A 17,740-nucleotide genomic window follows, 5' to 3' on the forward strand; every position below is an offset into this window, starting at 1 on the left:
TTTGACCCGACGGTTACTTGTCGTGTCCACGCGGTAGCGCCCACGATGAGCGCCGGGCTGAACCCTGGGAGGGCGCACATGAACGGTCTCGACTGGGCCGTGCTCATCGGCTATTTCGGCGTCATGGTCGCCATCGGCGTCTGGTCGCACAAACGCGTCGACAACGTCAGCGACTTCTTCACCGCCGGCGGCAAGATGCCCTGGTGGCTGTCCGGCATCTCGCACCACATGTCGGGCTACAGCGCGGTGATGTTCACCGGCTACGCGGGCATCGCCTACACCTACGGCGTCACCTCGTTCGTCACGTGGTCCTTCCCCATCGCCCTCGGCATCGCCATCGGCTCGAAGCTGTTCGCGCCACGCATCAACCGACTGCGGTCCCGACTCCATGTGGCTTCCCCGCTGGAGTACCTGAAGAACCGCTACGACCTCAAGACCCAGCAGGCGCTCGCCTGGTCGGGAATGCTGCTGAAAATCGTGGACGTCGGCGCCAAGTGGGCGGCGATCGCCACCCTGTTGTCCGTCTTCACCGGCATCTCCCTGAACCAGGGCATCCTCATCACCGGCGCGATCACGGCCGTCTACTGCACGATCGGCGGCCTGTGGGCGGACGCGCTGACCGAACTCGGCCAGTTCGTCATCCAGTTGCTGGCCGGTGTCGCGATGTTCATCGCCGTCGTCCTGAAGCTGAACGACAAGGGCATCGGGTTCTTCGGCGCCTGGGACGAACCGGCGCTGCAGGGCCACGGCAAGCCGCTGGTCGGCCCGTACGGCACGGTCTTCCTGCTCGCGTTCCTCTTCATCAAGCTCTTCGAGTACAACGGCGGCATGCTCAACCAGGCCCAGCGGTACATGGCCACGGCCACCCCGAAGGAGGCCGAGCGGTCGGCCCGGCTGTCCGCGGCCCTGTGGCTGATCTGGCCGGTCGTCCTCTTCTTCCCCATGTGGATGTCACCGCTGCTGGTCACCGCGAAGAAGCCGGACGGCTCCGACTCGTACGGTCTGATGACCGAACAGCTGCTGCCGCACGGGCTGTTGGGCCTGGTCATCGTCGGGTTCTTCTCGCACACCATGGCCATGTGCTCCTCCGACGCCAACGCCATCGCGGCCGTCTTCACCCGGGACTGCGCACCCGTGATCTCGGCCAGGGCGCGGGCGTGGGACGCGCGTTCGGGGCTGATCGCGGCCCGGATCACGACCGTCGTCTTCCTCGGCCTGTCCATGGCGGCGGCCACGCAGGTCAACTCCCCCGCCTTCAAGGACATCATCACCGTCGTCATCAAGTGGGTCGCCGGTCTGATGGGCCCGATGGCCATCCCGATGATGCTCGGCCTGCTGCGCCCGTTCCGCCGCTCGGGGCCGACGGCAGCGCTGATCAGCTGGTCGATGGGCCTGTTCGCCTTCTGGCTGGTCAACTACCCGATCAACTGGAACGTCGACGGCGGAGTCCCGCTCCAGTACCAGGTCTCGATCCCGCTGGCCGTGTCCCTGGTCCTCTACATCCTCGTCGGCTTCCTCAAGCCGGAGGACACCCCGGAACGCCTCGCGATCATCGAGACGATCAACACGGACGACGACTCGTCGGGCGCGGCGGCGACGGTCCCGGGACCGCGGGACGCCGTACCCGTCAAGGACTAGCGCGGCCCTAGCTCCCCCGGGGATACCTGGCCAGCCAGCCGGGGGAGGCGGACGCCGGGTTGTGGAGGGCCGGGCCCTGGGTCATCTCCATGGCGAAGTCGTCGGCCAGCTCCAGGATCGTGGGACGGCCCTCCAGTTCGGCCAGCCAGGCCGGCGGGAGGGCCGTTTCGCCGTGCAGGACGCCGAGGAGGCCGCCGGCCAGGGCCGCCGTCGGGGCCGAGGGGGCGCCGTGGTTCACGGCGAGGCGCAGGCCGTGGCGGACGTCCTCCGCCACCAGGGCGCAGTAGACGGCGGCGGCGAGGACCGCCTCCGCGGTGCCCGGTCCCGCCAACTCCTCCACCCGCGCCGGGCCCGGCAGACCCTGGCGTACCGCGCCCAGTGCCCGCTGGAGGGCCTCCGACACCGGCTCGTGGCCCGGGCGGGCCGCCAGATGGGCGAGTGCCCGTTGCACCCCGCCGTCCAGGCTCTCGCCGCGGGCCAGTGCATGCACGGTGACCGCGTACGCGCCCGCCGAGAAGTACGCCGTCGGGTGGCCGTGGGTCTGCGCCGCGCACTCCACCGCCAACTGCGCGACGAGCTGCGGCTCCCAGCCGACGAGCAGCCCGAACGGCACCGAGCGCGGAACGACCTCGGGCCCGGCCGCGCCGGGGCTCTTGGGCGCGTCCAGGGTGCCCATGCGATCGTCGCCCAGACCCAGGAGCAGGGTCCGGGTGGGATCGCGGCGCGCGTACAGCCACTCCTCGTGAGCCAGCCAGCCGTCGTCCTTGCGGCGCAGGTCGGGGCCCCAGTCGCGCTGGGTCGCGGCCCATCTCAGATACGCCCGGTGCAGATCCGTCGGCGGATGCCAGGCGCCGGTGTCACGGCGGACCTGGGCCCGGATCAGGCCGTCCACGGTGAAGAGGGTGAGCTGGGTGAGGTGCGTGATCGCGCCGCGCCGCCCGTAGGCGGGGGCCAGGTCCACGACGCCCTCGGGGCCGTGCGCCTGCCGGATCTCCTCGATGCCCAGCCCGTCGACGGGCGCCCCGAGCGCGTCCCCGACGGCTGCGCCCAGCAGTGTGCCGCGCACCCGGCTGCGGAAGTCCTGCTGTTCGGTACGGCCCCAGACGGGCCCGGCAGTCGCACCCACCAAGTCCTCCCGGGCACCGTCCGTACGTACGACGCTCGTCACTGTAATCGAACACCGCTCTGTCACCGCCCGGTGCACGGGCCGTCCTGTGGAGGGGTGGAGGAGACCTCGTGGGGTAAGGACACCGGCATGACCACCCCCACCTCACGGATCATCACCGGGACGACATACGGGGGCGGGCGCTGTCCACGTGCGGGCCGCTGATGGTCATGCTGCTCTTCGGCGCCGGGTTCATCGCGATCGGCGACCAGTTGCCGGGCGAGCGGCGGCAGGACGGCTGACCCGGCCCGCCGAACGCCCGTTACTCGACGACCCTGACCTTCGTTCCCGTCTCGCCGAAGGCCCACAGTGCGGTGCCGTCCGCCTTGGCCATCCGGATGCCGCCGGTCTGCGCGCCGGCGGCGGCCGGGGGCGGGGAGGAGCCGTCGACGGCGTTGGAGAACGCGATGTTGACGCCCGACACGGCGGAGAAGTAGACGACGTGCTCGATGGCCACGCCGTCCGAGCCCGTGATGGCGTCCTTGCGGAGCGACACCGTGTAGCTGCCGACGACCGGGTCGACCGTGCCGGGCCAGACCGTGAAGGTGCGGCGGGCCGTGTCGTCCGCGTCGACCAGCCAGAGCCGGTGCTGTCCCAGGGAGTAGACGATCCGGCGGCCGGTGCCCGAGCTGTCGGGCACCTGGGCCGCCTTGGGGGTCGCCGACGGCTTCGGCGAGGCCGAGGGCTTCGCGTCGGCCGACACCGAGGCCTTCGGGCGGTCGGCCGCGGACGCCGTGGGGTGCGGGCCCTTCTCGGCCTGTGCCGTCAGGGCGACGACCACGGCGATCGCGCCGGCCGTCAGGCCGGTGACCCAGGCCCAGGAGGGAAGCCGTCGGGCAGGCACGGGCACGCATCTCCTCAGCTACGGGACCCCTCGGTCAGGAGGGGTCCGATCATCGTACTGTGAGGCGGCTGTCCCACGGTTCCTCAGTCGAGGACCGGGAGCAGTTCCGGCAGATGGCCGTCCGAGGCCTTCGCCGCCCGCTGCCGTTCCTCCGGCACCTCGCCGTACAGCGTGGTCCGGGGCTTCGCCGGGCGGCCGGCCGCTTCCGCGACGGCGATCAGGTCCTTGACGGACTTGTAGGAGCCGTACGACGAGCCCGCCATCCGCGAGATCGTCTCCTCCATCAGCGTGCCGCCCAGGTCGTTCGCCCCCGAGCGGAGCATCTCCGCCGCGCCCTCCGTGCCCAGTTTCACCCAGCTCGTCTGGATGTTGGGGATGTACGGGTGGAGGAGGAGACGGGCCATCGCCGTGACGGCACGGTTGTCGCGCATCGTCGGGCCGGGCCGGGAGATGCCCGCCAGGTACACCGGCGCGTTGGTGTGGATGAAGGGGAGCGTGACGAACTCCGTGAAGCCGCCGGTCTGCTGCTGGATGCGGGCGAGGGTGCGGAGGTGGCCCAGCCAGTGCCTCGGCTGGTCGACATGGCCGTACATCATCGTCGAGGACGACCGGATCCCGACCTCGTGGGCCGTCGTGACGACCTCGATCCAGGTCGCCGCCGGCAGCTTGCCCTTGGTCAGGATCCAGCGGACCTCGTCGTCGAGGATCTCGGCCGCGGTGCCGGGGATGGAGTCGAGCCCGGCCTCCTTCGCCGCCGTCAGCCACTCGCGGATGGACAGGCCGGTGCGGGTCGCGCCGTTGACGACCTCCATCGGCGAGAAGGCGTGCACATGCATCCCGGGGACGCGGGCCTTCACGGCGCGGGCGATGTCGAAGTAGGCCGTGCCGGGCAGGTCGGGGTGGATGCCGCCCTGCATGCAGACCTCGACCGCGCCCAGTTCCCAGGCCTGTTGGGCGCGGTCGGCGACCTGGTCGAGGGAGAGCGTGTACGCGTCGGCGTCGGTGCGGCGCTGGGCGAAGGCGCAGAACCGGCAGCCCGTGTAGCAGACGTTGGTGAAGTTGATGTTCCGCGTGACGATGTAGGTGACGTCGTCGCCGACCGCCGAGCGGCGGACGTCGTCGGCGATGCGGGTGAGGGCGTCGAGGGCCGGGCCGTCGGCGTGCAGGAGGGCGAGGGCCTCGGCGTCGGTGAGCTTCGTCGGGTCGTCGGCGGCGGTCGCCAGGGCCTGGCGGACGTCGGTGTCGATGCGCTCGGGCGCCATGCCGGGGGCAGCGGCCTCGCGCAGGGCGCCCCAGTCGCCGTACACCTCGTCGAAGTCGTCGCGGCGGTCGGAGGTGCGTCCGTCGGTGTCGATGGTGCGGTGCAGCTCGGTGCGGCCGGAGGCGACGAAGACCTCCTCCGGCTCCTGCCACGGACGGCCCTCGACGACGGCGTCCGGCAGCGCGAGGCCCGTCTCGGGGTCGGCCAGCGCGCGGACGTGCGGCAGCAGCCGCGGGTCCAGCCAGGGCTCGCCGCGCCGGACGAACTCGGGGTAGGCGCAGAGCCGTTCCCGCAGTTCGAAGCCGGCGGCCCGGGAGCGTTCGGTGAGTTCCTCGATCTGCGGCCAGGGGCGCTCGGGGTTGACGTGGTCGATGGTGAGCGGTGAGACCCCGCCCCAGTCGTCGATGCCGGCGCCGATCAGGCGCTCGTACTCGCTGTCCACCAGGTTGGGCGGGGCCTGGATGTTGGCGGACGGGCCCATGATGTGGCGGGCGACGGCCACCGTGGCGACGAGCTCGTCGAGTTCCGCGTCCGGCATGCCGCGCATCGCGGTGTCCGGCTTGGCGCGGAAGTTCTGGATGATCAGCTCCTGGATGCCGTGGTAGGCGCGGGAGATCTTGCGCAGCGCGAAGAGGGAGTCGGCCCGCTCCTCGAACGTCTCGCCGATGCCGATCAGGATCCCGGAGGTGAAGGGGACGGAGGAGCGGCCGGCGTCCTCCAGGACGCGCAGCCGGACGGCGGGCTCCTTGTCCGGGGAGCCGTGGTGCGGACCGCCGGGCTCCGACCACAGGCGGGTGGCGGTGGTCTCCAGCATCATGCCCATGCTGGGCGCGACCGGCTTCAGCCGCTGGAAGTCCGTCCAGGTCATGACTCCCGGGTTGAGGTGCGGGAGCAGTCCCGTCTCCTCGAGGATGCGGATGGAGATGGCGCGGACGTAGGCGATGGTGTCGTCGTAGCCGTGCGCGTCGAGCCACTCCCTGGCCTCCGGCCAGCGCTCCTCCGGCTTGTCGCCGAGGGTGATGAGGGCTTCCTTGCAGCCGAGGGCCGCGCCGCGACGGGCGATGTCGAGCACCTCGTCGGGGGACATGAACATCCCGTGGCCCGCGCGGCGCAGCTTGCCGGGGACGGTGACGAACGTGCAGTAGTGGCACTTGTCCCGGCACAGCCGCGTGAGGGGGATGAAGACGCTCTTCGAGTAGGTGATGACCCCGGGACGGCCGGCGGCCTCCAGTCCGGCGTCCCGCACCCGGGCGGCCGACGCGGCGAGATCCAGCAGCGCCTCGCCGCGCGCCTGCAGCAGGACGGCCGCCTCGCCGACGTCGAGGGCGACGCCGTCCCGAGCGCGTTTGAGGGCACGACGCATGGAGTTCTCGGTCGGACCGGTGGCGCCGGGGCGCTCGGTGGGGCCGGTTCCGGAGGTCGCGGAGGTCGTCATCCTTTGAGCATACGTTCGGGCTGATCAGGGCCGATGGGGACGTCCGATTCGTCCCTCCCGGACGCCGTTACACGGTGTCACTGGAATCGGGCGAGGTCGTCGAGTACCCGCAGCACCTCGGCCTCCCCGGCCGGCGGCAGCTGCACGACGGTCTCCTCGATGCCCAGCTCGGCGTAGTGCGCGAGCTTGCCGGGGGACGGCTGGACGGCGTACGGCACGACCTGGAGCGTTTCCGGCTCACGCCCGGCGTCCGCCCAGGCGGCCCGCAGGACCGGGAGGGACTCCGACAGCCCGCGGCCGCCGATCGGCAGCCAGCCGTCGGCGTACTCGCAGATGTGCGAGAACAGCTTCGGGCCCGCGGCGCCGCCGATGAGGGTGCGGGGGCCGGTGACCGGGCCGCGCGGCTTCTGCACGGGCTTGGGGTAGGCGGCACTGGCCCGGACGCTCCCGTACTCGCCCTCGTACGCCGTCGGTTCCTCCGCCCACAGGGCCTGCATCAGCCGCATCCGGTCCCGGACCAGCTCCCGGCGGGTACGCCACTCGACGCCGTGGTCGGCGGCTTCCTCCACGTTCCAGCCGTAGCCGAGGCCGAGGGTGAGCCGGCCGCCGGAGAGGTGGTCCACGGTCGCGATCTGCTTGGCGAGGTCGATCGGGTCGTGCTGGGCGACGAGCGTGATGCCGGTGCCGAGACCCAGCGTCTCCGTCACGGCCGCCGCCTGACCGAGGCCGACGAAGGGGTCGAGGGTGCGACCGTACTCGCGGGGCAGGTCGCCGCCGGCGGGGTAGGGGGTGGTGCGCTCGACGGGGATATGCGTGTGCTCGGGCAGATAGAGCCCGGCGAACCCGCGCTGCTCCAGCTCACGGGCGAGGCGGGTGGGGGTGATCGTCTCGTCGGTGAGGAAGATCGTGACGGCGATGCGCATGGGGGGCATGGGGGGCCTTTCGCTGCGTACGGCGGCTTCGGACGGGTGGGTCGGCGGGTGACGTTGTCATCTGTACCGGGAGACGGGGCGAGTGTCCATACCGACTGGTCGGCATTGCTGATGTTCGACAGGAGTCACGAACCCGGTGTTCCTGGAGTGAGCAGGTCGATGACGACCTCGTACCGCTCCCGGTCCTCCGGGCGGTGCCCGAGCGCGCTGCGCGCCGACGCGAGTGCGCGTGCCGTGGGCTGCGCACCGCGGTCGAGCAGCAGCCGCACGACCTCCGCATGCCCGCCCCAGGCCGCGACGCCCAGGGGTGTCGTGCCGTTCCGCATACGCCGGTCGTCGACGTCCGCGCCCCGGTCCAGGAGCAGCGCCACGGTCTCCTGATGCCCGCCGCCGGCGGCCACGACCACCGGCACGAGCCCACTCCGGTTGCGTTCGTCGACCCGGACCCCGGCGTCGAGAAGGACTTCGACGACCTCCGTACGCCCGCACATCGCCGCCAGGCACATCAGGTTGAGCTCGTGGTACGGCCCCGCCGGCCCGTCCAGCGGGGCCCCGGCCGCGAGCAGCACCCGCACCACTTCGGCGTGCCCCGCGTGCACGGCGAGGTCCAGCGCGGTGCGGTGCTCGCGGTTCGTGGCGTTCAGGTCGGCGCCCGCACCGAGCAGCCGGGCGACGAGGCCGGCGTCGCCCTCCCACGCGGCCTGCGTCAACTTCTCGGCAAGGTCCATACGTTGATCATCCCGGGGTCACGGACTGATCGGAACGACCGTCGGAACGACCGGCGGCGGCGTACCGGCGGATCCCCGAGGAGACTCCCGCCCCGACGGCGAGCACACAGACCGCCAGACCGCCGAAGACGACCGGGTTCACCCAGCCCGGCACGATCTCGGTCCCCGCGCCCTCCTCCGTCACGCACTGCACGCTGACCGGCAGCGTCACCCGCGTCACGACGTAGTCGCCGTCCGCGCCCCGAGCCGCGCACATCTGATCCGGGTCCAGGATGTAGAAGCCGGACATCACGCCCCACGCGTACGCGCCGAGAGCGGCGGCGCCGGCCATGACCGTCACCAGCACACAGGACCGCACACTCGGCACCCGCCACCCACTCCCCGGCTCCCGCCGCCGGGCCCGCACGGCAAGCACGAGGGCAGCGCCCCCGACGACGAACGGGGTCAGAAACGGCGCGAGAGTCAGAACGAGGAAGAGTAAGGTCGCCACGCCTAACCAGACATCGTCGGGGGACGAGTGGTTCTGGCCGAGAGCGCAACGGTCCACCGTCGCTCCGTCGCCGCCCGGGCAGCGGGCCGCCCTTGGATGCGCCCAGGTAGCTCGGTGGCGGCGGTCAGTCCACCACTTGGGGATCACGGAAGTAGTAGACGACCGTCACTCCCATGCCGGGGATGTGCGTGTACACGACCGTGATCGCCTCGGCCGAGTCACGGGCGAGGGGTGTCGTGTACGTGTACTCCACCGAGGGGGGCCGCCAACCTGGGATCTCGCGACCGGCCGCCGGGTCGCGGGCGATCTACGCGAGCGCGTCCCGGACGACGTCCTGCTCCCCCTCCGTCAGATCACCGAACGCCTTCCTCGCGGGCTCGGCCTCTTCCAGCGGGACTTCGCTCACGCCTTGCCTCCACCGGCGCGCGCATCCTCCAGGGCTGCCATGATCTCGGGCGAGTTCCTGATCAGGATGCGGTGTCGGTAGGCCCGCACCACCGCCGCGGCACCCTCGAAATCGTTCGTGAGAGAAGCTCCTATGGCCGCCGCCAGCTCCTCCTCGAACCGCTCTCCGTCTCCCGGGAAGCCGTAGCGGCTGAGGGCGCTGCGCAGGTCGTCCACGGTTCGGATCTCCGGGAGGGGCATCGCTCCCCAGCCGTGCTCGGGCTGTGCGCTCATGGTCTGCTCCTGGTGGACGGTCATGGCTCCACTTCCCAGTACGGCGCTGCTCTGCCGGGCCGGGCATCGCGTGATCGTCACTTCGTCCCGCCCCCGCAGTCCGCCCACAGCAGTTTGCCGCCCTTCGATGCGCCCAGGTAGCGGAGTACCGATACTCCGACGTCGTCCGCGCATGCCCGTACGAGGTGCAGGCCTCGGCCGGTTTCGGCGTCCGCCGGGGGTGCGGTGCCGAGGGGGTCTTCCCTGAAGCCGGGAGGGACGCGCGGGTCCGTGTCCCAGACGGCCACGCGGACTCCGCCCGGCCGCGTCGACATCAGACGGAGCGCGTACGCACCCTCGGTGTGCAGGTGCGAGTTCGCCAGCAGCTCGGCCGCGAGGAGCTCCGCGGTGGGGGTGAGGTCGGGTACCTCGTGGGCGGCGAGGATCAGTCTGAGGGCGCCCCTTGCGATGCCCGGTGCGCGTGGGTCACGGGGAAGGTGCAAGGTGTAGTTCCAGGACGGCGATACGGTGGCCATCGGAAGTCTCCGGTCACTGAGGGGAGTTGGACGGGTGCCTGGTGTCGATGCCGTGGCGTCCCACGGTGCGCTTCCGGGCGGGGCGCCTGGACACAAAGGTAGGGCTCGGCAAATGTCATTTGCGAGCTTTCAAGATACTTCTGCTTATATCTCCCTCGTGTGAGTGACCGACAGAACGCGCGTCCAGGAGGATTCACGTGTCTGCAAGGCCCCCGCTGACGGCCCGCCGCCTTCGGCTCGCCGTGGAGTTGCGCAAGTTGCGCGAGCGCGCGGGCATGACGGCGACCGAAGCCGCACGCACGCTCGGCACCAGCCAGGGGCAGCTGAGCAACGTGGAGTCAGGCCGGTTCGGCGTGAGTCCCGAGCGGGTGAAAGCACTGGCGCGCGCGTACACGTGCTCGGACCCCGCGTTCATCGAGGCCCTGGCCGGCATGGCGGCCGACAGGACCCGCGGATGGTGGGAGACGTTCCGGGAGGTGCTGCCGCCGGCGCTTCTGAACATCGCGGAACTGGAGCATCACGCCACTGCGCTACGGTCCGCCAACACCGCGCACATCCCAGGGCTGCTCCAGACCACCGACCACGCTCGCGAGATCTTCCGGCAGGTCGTACCCGAGTTCTCACGATCGGACATCGAACTCCGCGTGAGCCACCGGCTCCAGCGCCAGGCGCTCCTGGACCGGAACGACCCGATCCCGTTCAGCGCCGTCATTCACGAAGCCGCTCTGCGCGTGCCCGTCGGCGGCCCCTCTGCCGCCAAGCGACAGCTTGAGCACCTCCTGGAGCAGAGCGAACGCGAGCACATCACCGTCCAGGTGATCCCGTTCGCCATCGGCGCCTATCCCGGATCCGGACAGAACATCCACTACGCGTCCGGCCTCATGCCCCAGCTCGACACGGTCTCACTCGACCAGTCCCATGGCCCCGTACTCCTGGACGCGGAGGCACAGTTGGAGATGTACCGCATCCTGCTGGACCGCATGGGGCGCGTGGCACTGGAGCCATCGAAGTCCCGCGACTTCATCCGCGACCTCATCCACGACCTGTAAGGGGAGCCGATGCCCACCCACACCTGGCAGAAGTCGTCCTACTGCGGGCAAGGCGAATCGTGCGTCCACATATCCGCCACCCCCACCCCCGCCGCCATCCACCTCACCGAATCCGCCGACCCCGCCCACTCCGTCCTCTCCGCCACCCCCACCGCCTTCGCCGCCCTGCTCGACGCGTTCAGCCGACCTTCACCGTGTACGTGATCCGGGCCGGCTCAGCCGCCGCTGAGGCACCATCGCCGCCGCAGGCTTTCGTCCCCGCTGTCGGGAACGTGCAGTGCATGAGCACTATCTGCGTGCTGCCCCTGCCTGTGGCCTCGAAGGTGAAGACCAGGGTGCCGTCGCCGCCGACCGACTTTCCGTCGTCGGGCGACTCGTAGCGCCGGTCGGCGGTGCGGACCACCGCGGCGTCCGGCTTCGGGGCGACCAGGTACCAGTGCTCGCGGGTCGACGAGTTCTCCGGGACCGAAAGCGTGAAGCGTTCGCCCACCTCGGCGGTGATGGTGGTGTCCTGCGTGGGATGGCTCGTGGGCTGCTCGCCGGAGCCCGACGCGCAGCCCGTCACGAGCAAAAGCGCGAGCACGGACACGAGTGCGCGGAGCGCCGTTGTGGCGGCACCCGCGCCCCTGCTCGACATGGCCATCGACTCCCCGTTTCGATCTTGACCGGCGGGGAGGTTAGCACGCGCCCTGAAGGACCTAGCCGTTCACCTCGTACTGCCCGACCTCGAGGAAGTACCGCAGTTCCTCCGGCGTGCCGTCGATGGCCTGCTCGGCAGCCGCGCGGAGGGCGGCGCTGATGGTCGGGTCGGCCAGGATGCGGGCGATGGCGACACGGTCGTCCTCGGCCCGGGCCAGGCGGTAGCCGGTCTCCAGGAAGGTGCGCAGGGCCTCCGGGGTTCCGATCTCCAGGGCCTTCGTGGCCTCCCGGACGACGGCCTTGCCGGAGTTCTTGTCTCCCAGGATGCGGAAGACGGCGACCCGGTCGTCCTCGAACCGGGCCAGACGGTAACCGGTCTTCAGGAACGTGCGCAGGTCCTCGACGGTGCCGTCGAGAGCCTTGTTGGCCTCGCGGACGACCGCCTTGCCGCTGTCCTCGTCCGCCAGGATGCGCAGGACCGCGATGCGGAGGTCGTCCTCTGACATCTCGTCCACCGGCGTATCGGTCGTCACCGTCGTGGTCGTTGCCGTCGTGGTCGTCGGGGCCGTGGCGAATGCCGGGGTCGTGACGAGGATCGCCGGGGTCAGAGCGATGGTGGCTATGAACAGGGCAGTGCGGTGCTGGCTCATGGGGTTCCCTCCGTTGTGTGCCACCAGTGTGAAGATCCTCTCCGCAGAGCGCCAACGGATTCTCTGCCACACGCGACTGAGCCAACTCACCCTCACCTCAAGGGAGTTCATCGACTTTACGTGGGAGGTAATCGCGTGGGCCTGTCGGCGCCGGTCAGTATGGCGGCCTCTCCGCGTCAGCGGGACGCGGTTCCAGAGGGGGAGGTATCGGCGCCATGAACACCACCACCCGCGCCGCCGTCGAGGAACTGCTGCGCCGGATCGGCGAGGGGGATCCCGAGCGCATCGCGGAGTTGTACGCCGAGCGGGGCGACTGGAAGCTGGACTGGCCCGAGCGCGAGCACGGTCGTCCCAGGAGCGCCACGCCGTGGATCCGGCATCGGTCCACCCGTGCCGACGCCGCCGCCCACTACCGCGAGCTCGCCGAGCACCACGTGCCCGGGCAGGCGGCGACCGAGATCGAGCGCATCCTCGTCGACGGGGACGACGCGGTCGTGCTCGGCGAGATCCGCCAGACCGCCCGTTCCACCGGGCGGGCCTACCGCGCCCGGTTCGCGCTGCACCTCACGATCGAGCAGAGCAGCGGTCTCGTCGTCCGGCATCACGTCTATGAGGACAGTCTCACTGTCGCTCAGGCGTTCGATACGGAGACGGACTGACCCTCCGCCAGGTCCGCTGCCACCGCCGCGTGGTCCGAGGGCCAGACCCCGTCGACGGGGCCGTGGCCCGCCCGCCACACCTTGCGTACGTGTCCCTCGCCCGCCGGGCCGGGCAGGCCCACGTGGATGTAGTCGATGCGGGCCGGCGGTTCCAACACGCGGGCCGCGTAGGGGTTCTCGGGGGTCCAGGTGGCCGCGGGGGCGGTCGGGTCGGCGTAGTCCCAGGCGTCGTAGAGGATCTGGCCGGGGACGGCCGGCGCGGTCCTCGTCCCGCCGAAGAGGCGCACCTCGTCGGAGTCCGGCCAGGCGTTGAAGTCGCCGGTGACGACGGGCGGGAAGGGGGTGTCGGTGCGGTGCCGGGCGACGAACTCCGCCAGCGCGGTCACCTGGGCGCAGCGCACCGCCGACGCGTGTGTGACCGAGGTGAGGTGGGCGGTGAAGAAGGGGACGTCGAAGGCGGGGGCGGCCACGCGCGTGTAGAGGGCCATACGGCCGTCGGCCAGGTCGGGGGGTGTGGGGAGCGGCAGCGTGTCCTGCTCCACCACCGGCCAGCGGCTCAGCACCGCGTTGCCGATGTCGACCCCGTCGTCCCCGATGCGGCGCCGCCAGCGTTCCGGGGACGGCGACGGCGCCCAGGTGCAGTGCAGGCCCAGCTCCCCGGCCAGCCACTCCGCGAGGTTCTCGTCGCCCGCCGCCCACGCCTCCTGGAGGCCGACCACGTCGGGGCGCAGCTCCCGCAACACCGACAGGATCGCCTTCTGACGTTCTCGCCAGGGGCCGAACCGCCACCACAGGTTCCAGGTCACCACGCGCATGTGCAGCCACCCGCTCTCGTCACACAGAAGGGGTCGGGGGACTATTGAAGCAACAGCAGCAACAGCAGCGGCAGCAGCAGCCGTCACGCCTGCGAAGGAGCCCCACGGATCATGGCCCCGCCCACCGACCTCCGTTTCCGCGCGACCACCGCCGTTCAGCGGTACCTCGCCAACCCGCTCATGCGCCGCCTGCCGTTCCACACGCTCCTGGAGACCACCGGCCGGGTCTCCGGCCTGCCCCGCCGTACCCCGCTGGGCGGCCGGCGCGAGGGCGACTCGTTCTGGCTGGTCTCGGAGTTCGGGGAGCGGTCGCAGTACGTCCGCAACATCCAGGCCGATCCACGGGTGCGGGTGCGGATCGGCGGGCGGTGGCACCACGGCACCGCCCACCTGCTGCCCGAAGACGACCCGGTCGCCCGTCTGCGCACCCTGCCCAAGGCCAACAGCACGGCCGTACGGGCGCTGGGGACGGGGCTGCTCACCGTGCGGGTGGACCTCACCGACTGACGTCGGCCGGGGCCGGCCGGCTCAGACCGCCCGCTCGTACAGGCGCGTCACCAGTTCCGCCACCGCCCGCGGTGCGCGCAGCGTCGGGAAGTGGTCGCAGTCCGGCTGGCGGAGCAGCTCGCAGCCGGGGATGTGGGCGGCCATCTCCTCGTTGCAGCGCACCACTTCGGGCTGGTCCCGTTCGCCCAGCAGCAACGCGCACGGCAGGTCCAGCTCGCCGAGGCGGTCGTAGAGCGGGGGCTCCTCGGCCTCGTGGCCGAAGGTCGTGAACCAGGCGGGGATCGCCCCGCGCAGGGCGGCGGTGGCCTCCGCGTCGGGCGGCGTGCCCGCCGCTCCCCACAGGCGCAGCCCGAGGGCGACGAGGCCGTCCATGTCGCCGGCCTTGGCCAGGATCTCGATCTGCTCGGTCACCTCCCGCACCTCCAGGTCGGGGTAGCCCGAGACGCCCGGCACCAGCAGCCCGAGTCCCGCGACTCGGCCGGGCTCGTCCAGCGCCAGCCCGATCGCCGTACGGCCGCCCATGCTGGAACCGACGAGCACGGCACGCTCCACGCCGAAGTGGTCGAGGACCGCTCGCAGGTCCGCGCGCTGGCTGTAACCCGCCGCGGGCTTCGGCGAGTTGCCGTAGCCGCGCGCGTCGTACCGGATGAGGCGGGGGAGGCCGGTCAGGTGGGGCAGGACCGGGTCCCAGAGACGTGAGTCCCCGACCGCGGGATGGAGCAGGACCACGGGCAGGCCCTGGCCCCCGGCCCCCGTCTCCGCTGCCCAGATCTCGCCGCTTTCGACCGTCACCATACGTTCCATACCAGTCACCGTACGTTGCCGCGGTGACGGTGGCCATGGTGCGGCGGCTCGGAACGCCGACAGGCGGCGTGCACCGACGTGGTGTCGGGGTACGCCGCCCTGGGGCGAAGCGGGTTACGAAGCGAGCTGCGGGGCAGGTCTCGGAGCGGGTTGCGGGGCGTGGCCCGCGCTGTCATGGCGGTTACTTCGGGTCGCGGTTGAACGTCGAGGCCGACCAGAAGTAGCCGAGCACCGCGAGCCCCAGGCACCAGGCGACCGCGAGCCACCCGTTGTGGCCGATCTCGGTGCCGAGGAGCAGTCCGCGCAGGGTCTCGATGGCGGGGGTGAAGGGCTGGTACTCGGCGATGGGCCGGAACCAGCCCGGCATGGTGTCGGCCGGGATGAAGGCGCTGGAGATGAGCGGCAGCAGGATCAGCGGCTGGGCGCTGTTGGCGGCGGCCTCGGCGTTCGGGCTGGCCAGGCCCATGCCGACCGCGATCCAGGTGAGCGCCAGGGCGAAGAGCACGAGCAGTCCGAACGCGGCCAGCCATTCCAGGGCCGTGGCGTCGGTGGACCGGAAGCCGATGGCCACCCCGACGGCGCCGACGAGGATCACGCTGGCGACGCACTGCAGCACGCTGCCGACGACGTGCCCGATGAGCACGGAGCCGCGGTGGATCGCCATCGTGCGGAAGCGGGCGATGATGCCCTCGTTCATGTCCGTGGAGACGGACACCGCGGTCCCGACGACGGTGCCGCCGATCGTCATCATCAGGATGCCCGGGACGATGTAGGCGATGTAGTCGGAGCGGTCCGTGCCGCCGATGCCCACGCTCATCACGTCGCCGAAGATGTAGACGAAGAGCAGGAGCAGCATGACCGGGGTGAGCAGCAGGTTCAGGGTGAGGGACGGATAGCGCCGGGCGTGCAGCAGGTTGCGGCGCAGCATCGTGGACGAGTCGCGCACGGCGAGGGAGAGAGAGCTCATCGGACGGACTCCTTGGACTGGCCGGACTGGCCGGACTGGCCGGACTGGCCGGACTGGCCGGACTGGCCGGACTGGCTGGACTGGCTGGACTGGCTGGACTGGCTGGACTGGCTGGGGACGTCGGGGCTGCCGGTCAGGGCGAAGAAGACGTCGTCGAGGTCGGGGGTGTGCACGGTGAGTTCGTCCGCCTCGACGCCGGCCGCGTCCAGCCGGTCGAGGAGGGAGCGCAGTTCGCGCTGGCTGCCGTCGCCGGCGATCTGCAGCGCGAGTGCCTCGTCGTCCCGGGTGACCTCGCCCAGCGCGGAGGCGGCGGACCGGTAGGCGGCCGGGTCGGTGAAGCGGAGCCGGACGTGTCCGCCCGGGACGATCCGCTTCAGCTCCTCGGCGGTGCCCTCGGCGGCGATCCGGCCGTCGTTGAGCACGGCGATCCGGTCGGCGAGCTGGTCGGCCTCCTCCAGGTACTGGGTGGTGAGGAAGACCGTCACCCCGTCGGAGACCAGCTCGCGGATGATCTGCCACATGTTGTGGCGGCTGCGCGGGTCGAGGCCGGTGGTCGGCTCGTCGAGGAAGATGATCCGCGGGCCGCCGACCAGGGTCATCGCGATGTCGAGGCGGCGCTTCATGCCGCCGGAGTAGCCGGCGGCCGGCTTCTTCGCGGCCTCCACCAGGTCGAAGCGCTCCAGCAGTTCGGCGGCGGCCCGCCGTCCCGCACTGCGGGACAGGTGGTGCAGGTCCGCCATGAGCAGCATGTTCTCCTCGCCGGTGATCAGACCGTCGACGGCGGAGAACTGCCCGGTGACGCCGATCGCCGCACGCACCGCCTGCGGTTCGGCGGCGAGGTCGCGGCCCGCGACCTGGGCCTGCCCGCCGTCGGCCGTGATGAGCGTGGAGAGGATCTTCACGGCGGTGGTCTTGCCGGCGCCGTTCGGGCCGAGCAGGGAGAAGACCGTTCCCTCGGGCACGGCCAGGTCGACGCCGTCGAGCACGACCTTGTCGCCGTAGGACTTGCGCAGCCCGTTCGCCGCGATGGCCAAGCTGGTCATGATGGGTGCTCCTTCAGAGGCTGCTTCAGAGGCTGCTTCAGCGGTTGCGGGTGGCGGTCAGAGGCTGCGGGCGGTGATGTCGCCGTAGCCGGTGGTGGCGTGGATGGTCAGGCCGGCGTCGGCGCCGTCGGCGTTCTTGAGGGTGTTCTGGATCCGGCCGAAGCCGGTGCCGGCGTCCAGCGAGGCGGAGACGCCGCGGGCCGCGCCGACCGAGATGTCGCCGTGCTGGGTGCTCAGGGTGAGCGTGCCGGTCGCGGCCTCGGCGACGCGCAGGTCGCCCTTCTGGGTGCTGATCTCCGCCGGGCCGCTCAGGCGGCCGACCGAGATGTCCCCGGCGAGGGCGGTGAGGCGGACGCTTGCGGCCTCGTCGAGCTTGACCGCGTCCTGCGGGCCGTACGCGCCCTCGAAGGCGACGTCGCCGAGCCGTCCGACGCCCCGGAACTCGGCGCTGGCCGCCTTCGCGTCGACGCGGGAGCCGGCGGGCAGTTGGACGGTCACCTCGACGGATCCGGAGGAACCGAGGATCCGGTTCTGCGCGGCCGGGGCCTCGATCCGCAGGACGCCGTCCGCGTAGGCGACCGTGATCTGCTCCGCCGCCTTCACGTCGCGGCTCTTGGAGGCGTTCGCGGGCAGGACCTCGACCGTGGTGTCGGAGCGGTCGGCGGCGATGAACCGGATGCGTCCCGCGGGGATGTCGAGGACGGTGGAGACCGGGGCGGGGGTGTCGAACTTCTGCATCGTGCTCTCCTTGGAGTCGCTGTTTCCGATGAGGGAAAAGCTACGTTGCGTTCATGAACTTGGCAACGACGTCGTTGCACGAAAATGACATCAACGCAGGTGAGAGCAGAGAAATCGTTGCAACGGACTGGAGGCTAATGCAATAGCCTCACTCCGAACGTTGCAATGAAATGGGAGTGAACG

21 protein-coding genes are annotated in these 17,740 nt (G+C 71.1%); 5 read left to right on the forward strand and 16 right to left on the reverse strand.

Features of this window, described 5'->3' with window-relative positions; all coding sequences use genetic code 11:
* Positions 1-78: 78 nt before the first annotated feature.
* Positions 79-1,638, forward strand: a complete 1,560-nt coding sequence (locus ABZ725_RS17225) for a sodium:solute symporter family protein (protein ID WP_358803470.1) — start codon at positions 79-81, stop codon at positions 1,636-1,638.
* A 7-nt stretch (positions 1,639-1,645) separates the two neighbouring features.
* Here ABZ725_RS17225 and ABZ725_RS17230 read toward each other — a convergent pair whose 3' ends face one another.
* The 9 genes from ABZ725_RS17230 to ABZ725_RS17270 form a co-directional block, all read right to left on the reverse strand.
* Positions 1,646-2,764 (reverse strand): ADP-ribosylglycohydrolase family protein, encoded by a 1,119-nt coding sequence (locus tag ABZ725_RS17230; RefSeq protein ID WP_358803471.1) that lies wholly within the window; start codon positions 2,762-2,764, stop codon positions 1,646-1,648.
* Positions 2,765-3,065: 301 nt separating this feature from the next.
* Positions 3,066-3,653, reverse strand: a complete 588-nt coding sequence (locus ABZ725_RS17235) for a hypothetical protein (RefSeq protein WP_358803472.1) — start codon at positions 3,651-3,653, stop codon at positions 3,066-3,068.
* 77 nt (positions 3,654-3,730) lie between these two features.
* Positions 3,731-6,343: a bifunctional FO biosynthesis protein CofGH gene (locus ABZ725_RS17240; protein WP_358803473.1), complete on the reverse strand. Its 2,613-nt coding sequence runs from the start codon at positions 6,341-6,343 to the stop codon at positions 3,731-3,733.
* Between the two features lie 77 nt (positions 6,344-6,420).
* Entirely contained in the window at positions 6,421-7,266 is an 846-nt protein-coding gene (locus ABZ725_RS17245) for an LLM class F420-dependent oxidoreductase (RefSeq protein WP_358803474.1), read from the reverse strand.
* A 134-nt stretch (positions 7,267-7,400) separates the two neighbouring features.
* Positions 7,401-8,003, reverse strand: a complete 603-nt coding sequence (locus ABZ725_RS17250) for an ankyrin repeat domain-containing protein (RefSeq protein ID WP_358803475.1) — start codon at positions 8,001-8,003, stop codon at positions 7,401-7,403.
* A 7-nt stretch (positions 8,004-8,010) separates the two neighbouring features.
* Complete coding sequence (locus ABZ725_RS17255) at positions 8,011-8,493, reverse strand: hypothetical protein (protein ID WP_358803476.1); 483 nt, start codon at positions 8,491-8,493, stop codon at positions 8,011-8,013.
* A gap of 124 nt (positions 8,494-8,617) precedes the next feature.
* Complete coding sequence (locus ABZ725_RS17260) at positions 8,618-8,746, reverse strand: hypothetical protein (RefSeq protein ID WP_358803477.1); 129 nt, start codon at positions 8,744-8,746, stop codon at positions 8,618-8,620.
* Positions 8,747-8,895: 149 nt separating this feature from the next.
* Positions 8,896-9,171, reverse strand: a complete 276-nt coding sequence (locus ABZ725_RS17265; protein WP_358803478.1) for a hypothetical protein — start codon at positions 9,169-9,171, stop codon at positions 8,896-8,898.
* Positions 9,172-9,248: 77 nt separating this feature from the next.
* Positions 9,249-9,686, reverse strand: a complete 438-nt coding sequence (locus tag ABZ725_RS17270) for an ATP-binding protein (RefSeq protein ID WP_358803479.1) — start codon at positions 9,684-9,686, stop codon at positions 9,249-9,251.
* 197 nt (positions 9,687-9,883) lie between these two features.
* Between ABZ725_RS17270 and ABZ725_RS17275 the strand changes: the two genes are divergently transcribed.
* On the forward strand, positions 9,884-10,735 hold the full coding sequence (locus ABZ725_RS17275) for a helix-turn-helix transcriptional regulator (protein WP_358803480.1): 852 nt from the start codon (positions 9,884-9,886) through the stop codon (positions 10,733-10,735).
* A 9-nt stretch (positions 10,736-10,744) separates the two neighbouring features.
* A complete protein-coding gene (locus ABZ725_RS17280) occupies positions 10,745-10,939 on the forward strand; it encodes a DUF397 domain-containing protein (RefSeq protein WP_358803481.1) in 195 nt (64 codons plus the stop codon).
* On the opposite strand, the gene ABZ725_RS17285 is transcribed toward ABZ725_RS17280, so the two are convergent.
* Together ABZ725_RS17285 and ABZ725_RS17290 are read right to left on the reverse strand one after the other, a co-directional pair.
* A complete protein-coding gene (locus ABZ725_RS17285) occupies positions 10,914-11,372 on the reverse strand; it encodes a protease inhibitor I42 family protein (RefSeq protein ID WP_358803482.1) in 459 nt (152 codons plus the stop codon). The two genes, ABZ725_RS17280 and ABZ725_RS17285, sit on opposite strands and share 26 nt — an antisense overlap.
* A 61-nt stretch (positions 11,373-11,433) precedes the next feature.
* Complete coding sequence (locus ABZ725_RS17290; protein ID WP_358803483.1) at positions 11,434-12,024, reverse strand: ALF repeat-containing protein; 591 nt, start codon at positions 12,022-12,024, stop codon at positions 11,434-11,436.
* A gap of 215 nt (positions 12,025-12,239) precedes the next feature.
* Here ABZ725_RS17290 and ABZ725_RS17295 point away from each other — a divergent pair, with 215 nt between their 5' ends.
* Entirely contained in the window at positions 12,240-12,683 is a 444-nt protein-coding gene (locus tag ABZ725_RS17295) for a nuclear transport factor 2 family protein (RefSeq protein WP_358803484.1), read from the forward strand.
* On the opposite strand, the gene ABZ725_RS17300 is transcribed toward ABZ725_RS17295, so the two are convergent.
* Positions 12,656-13,498: an endonuclease/exonuclease/phosphatase family protein gene (locus ABZ725_RS17300; RefSeq protein ID WP_358803485.1), complete on the reverse strand. Its 843-nt coding sequence runs from the start codon at positions 13,496-13,498 to the stop codon at positions 12,656-12,658. The genes ABZ725_RS17295 and ABZ725_RS17300 overlap by 28 nt on opposite strands.
* 111 nt (positions 13,499-13,609) lie before the next feature.
* Between ABZ725_RS17300 and ABZ725_RS17305 the strand changes: the two genes are divergently transcribed.
* Positions 13,610-14,005 carry a nitroreductase/quinone reductase family protein gene (locus tag ABZ725_RS17305; RefSeq protein WP_358803486.1) on the forward strand — a complete coding sequence of 132 codons (396 nt, stop codon included), beginning with the start codon at positions 13,610-13,612 and terminating at the stop codon, positions 14,003-14,005.
* A gap of 21 nt (positions 14,006-14,026) precedes the next feature.
* On the opposite strand, the gene ABZ725_RS17310 is transcribed toward ABZ725_RS17305, so the two are convergent.
* The 4 genes from ABZ725_RS17310 to ABZ725_RS17325 all read right to left on the reverse strand — a co-directional run bounded on the left by ABZ725_RS17310 (position 14,027) and on the right by ABZ725_RS17325 (position 17,557).
* The gene (locus ABZ725_RS17310) at positions 14,027-14,809 is read right to left on the reverse strand and encodes an alpha/beta hydrolase (RefSeq protein WP_358803487.1); all 783 of its coding nucleotides are present in this window, start codon (positions 14,807-14,809) and stop codon (positions 14,027-14,029) included.
* A 181-nt stretch (positions 14,810-14,990) separates the two neighbouring features.
* Positions 14,991-15,776 carry an ABC transporter permease gene (locus tag ABZ725_RS17315; RefSeq protein ID WP_358803488.1) on the reverse strand — a complete coding sequence of 262 codons (786 nt, stop codon included), beginning with the start codon at positions 15,774-15,776 and terminating at the stop codon, positions 14,991-14,993.
* Positions 15,773-16,819: an ATP-binding cassette domain-containing protein gene (locus tag ABZ725_RS17320; protein WP_358803489.1), complete on the reverse strand. Its 1,047-nt coding sequence runs from the start codon at positions 16,817-16,819 to the stop codon at positions 15,773-15,775. Before ABZ725_RS17320 ends, ABZ725_RS17315 begins: the two co-directional genes overlap by 4 nt.
* Before the next feature lie 57 nt (positions 16,820-16,876).
* A complete protein-coding gene (locus ABZ725_RS17325; protein ID WP_358803490.1) occupies positions 16,877-17,557 on the reverse strand; it encodes a DUF4097 family beta strand repeat-containing protein in 681 nt (226 codons plus the stop codon).
* Positions 17,558-17,740: the final 183 nt, after the last annotated feature.

The sequence above is a fragment of the Streptomyces sp. NPDC006872 genome, from assembly GCF_040635845.1.
Taxonomy (GTDB): domain Bacteria; phylum Actinomycetota; class Actinomycetes; order Streptomycetales; family Streptomycetaceae; genus Streptomyces.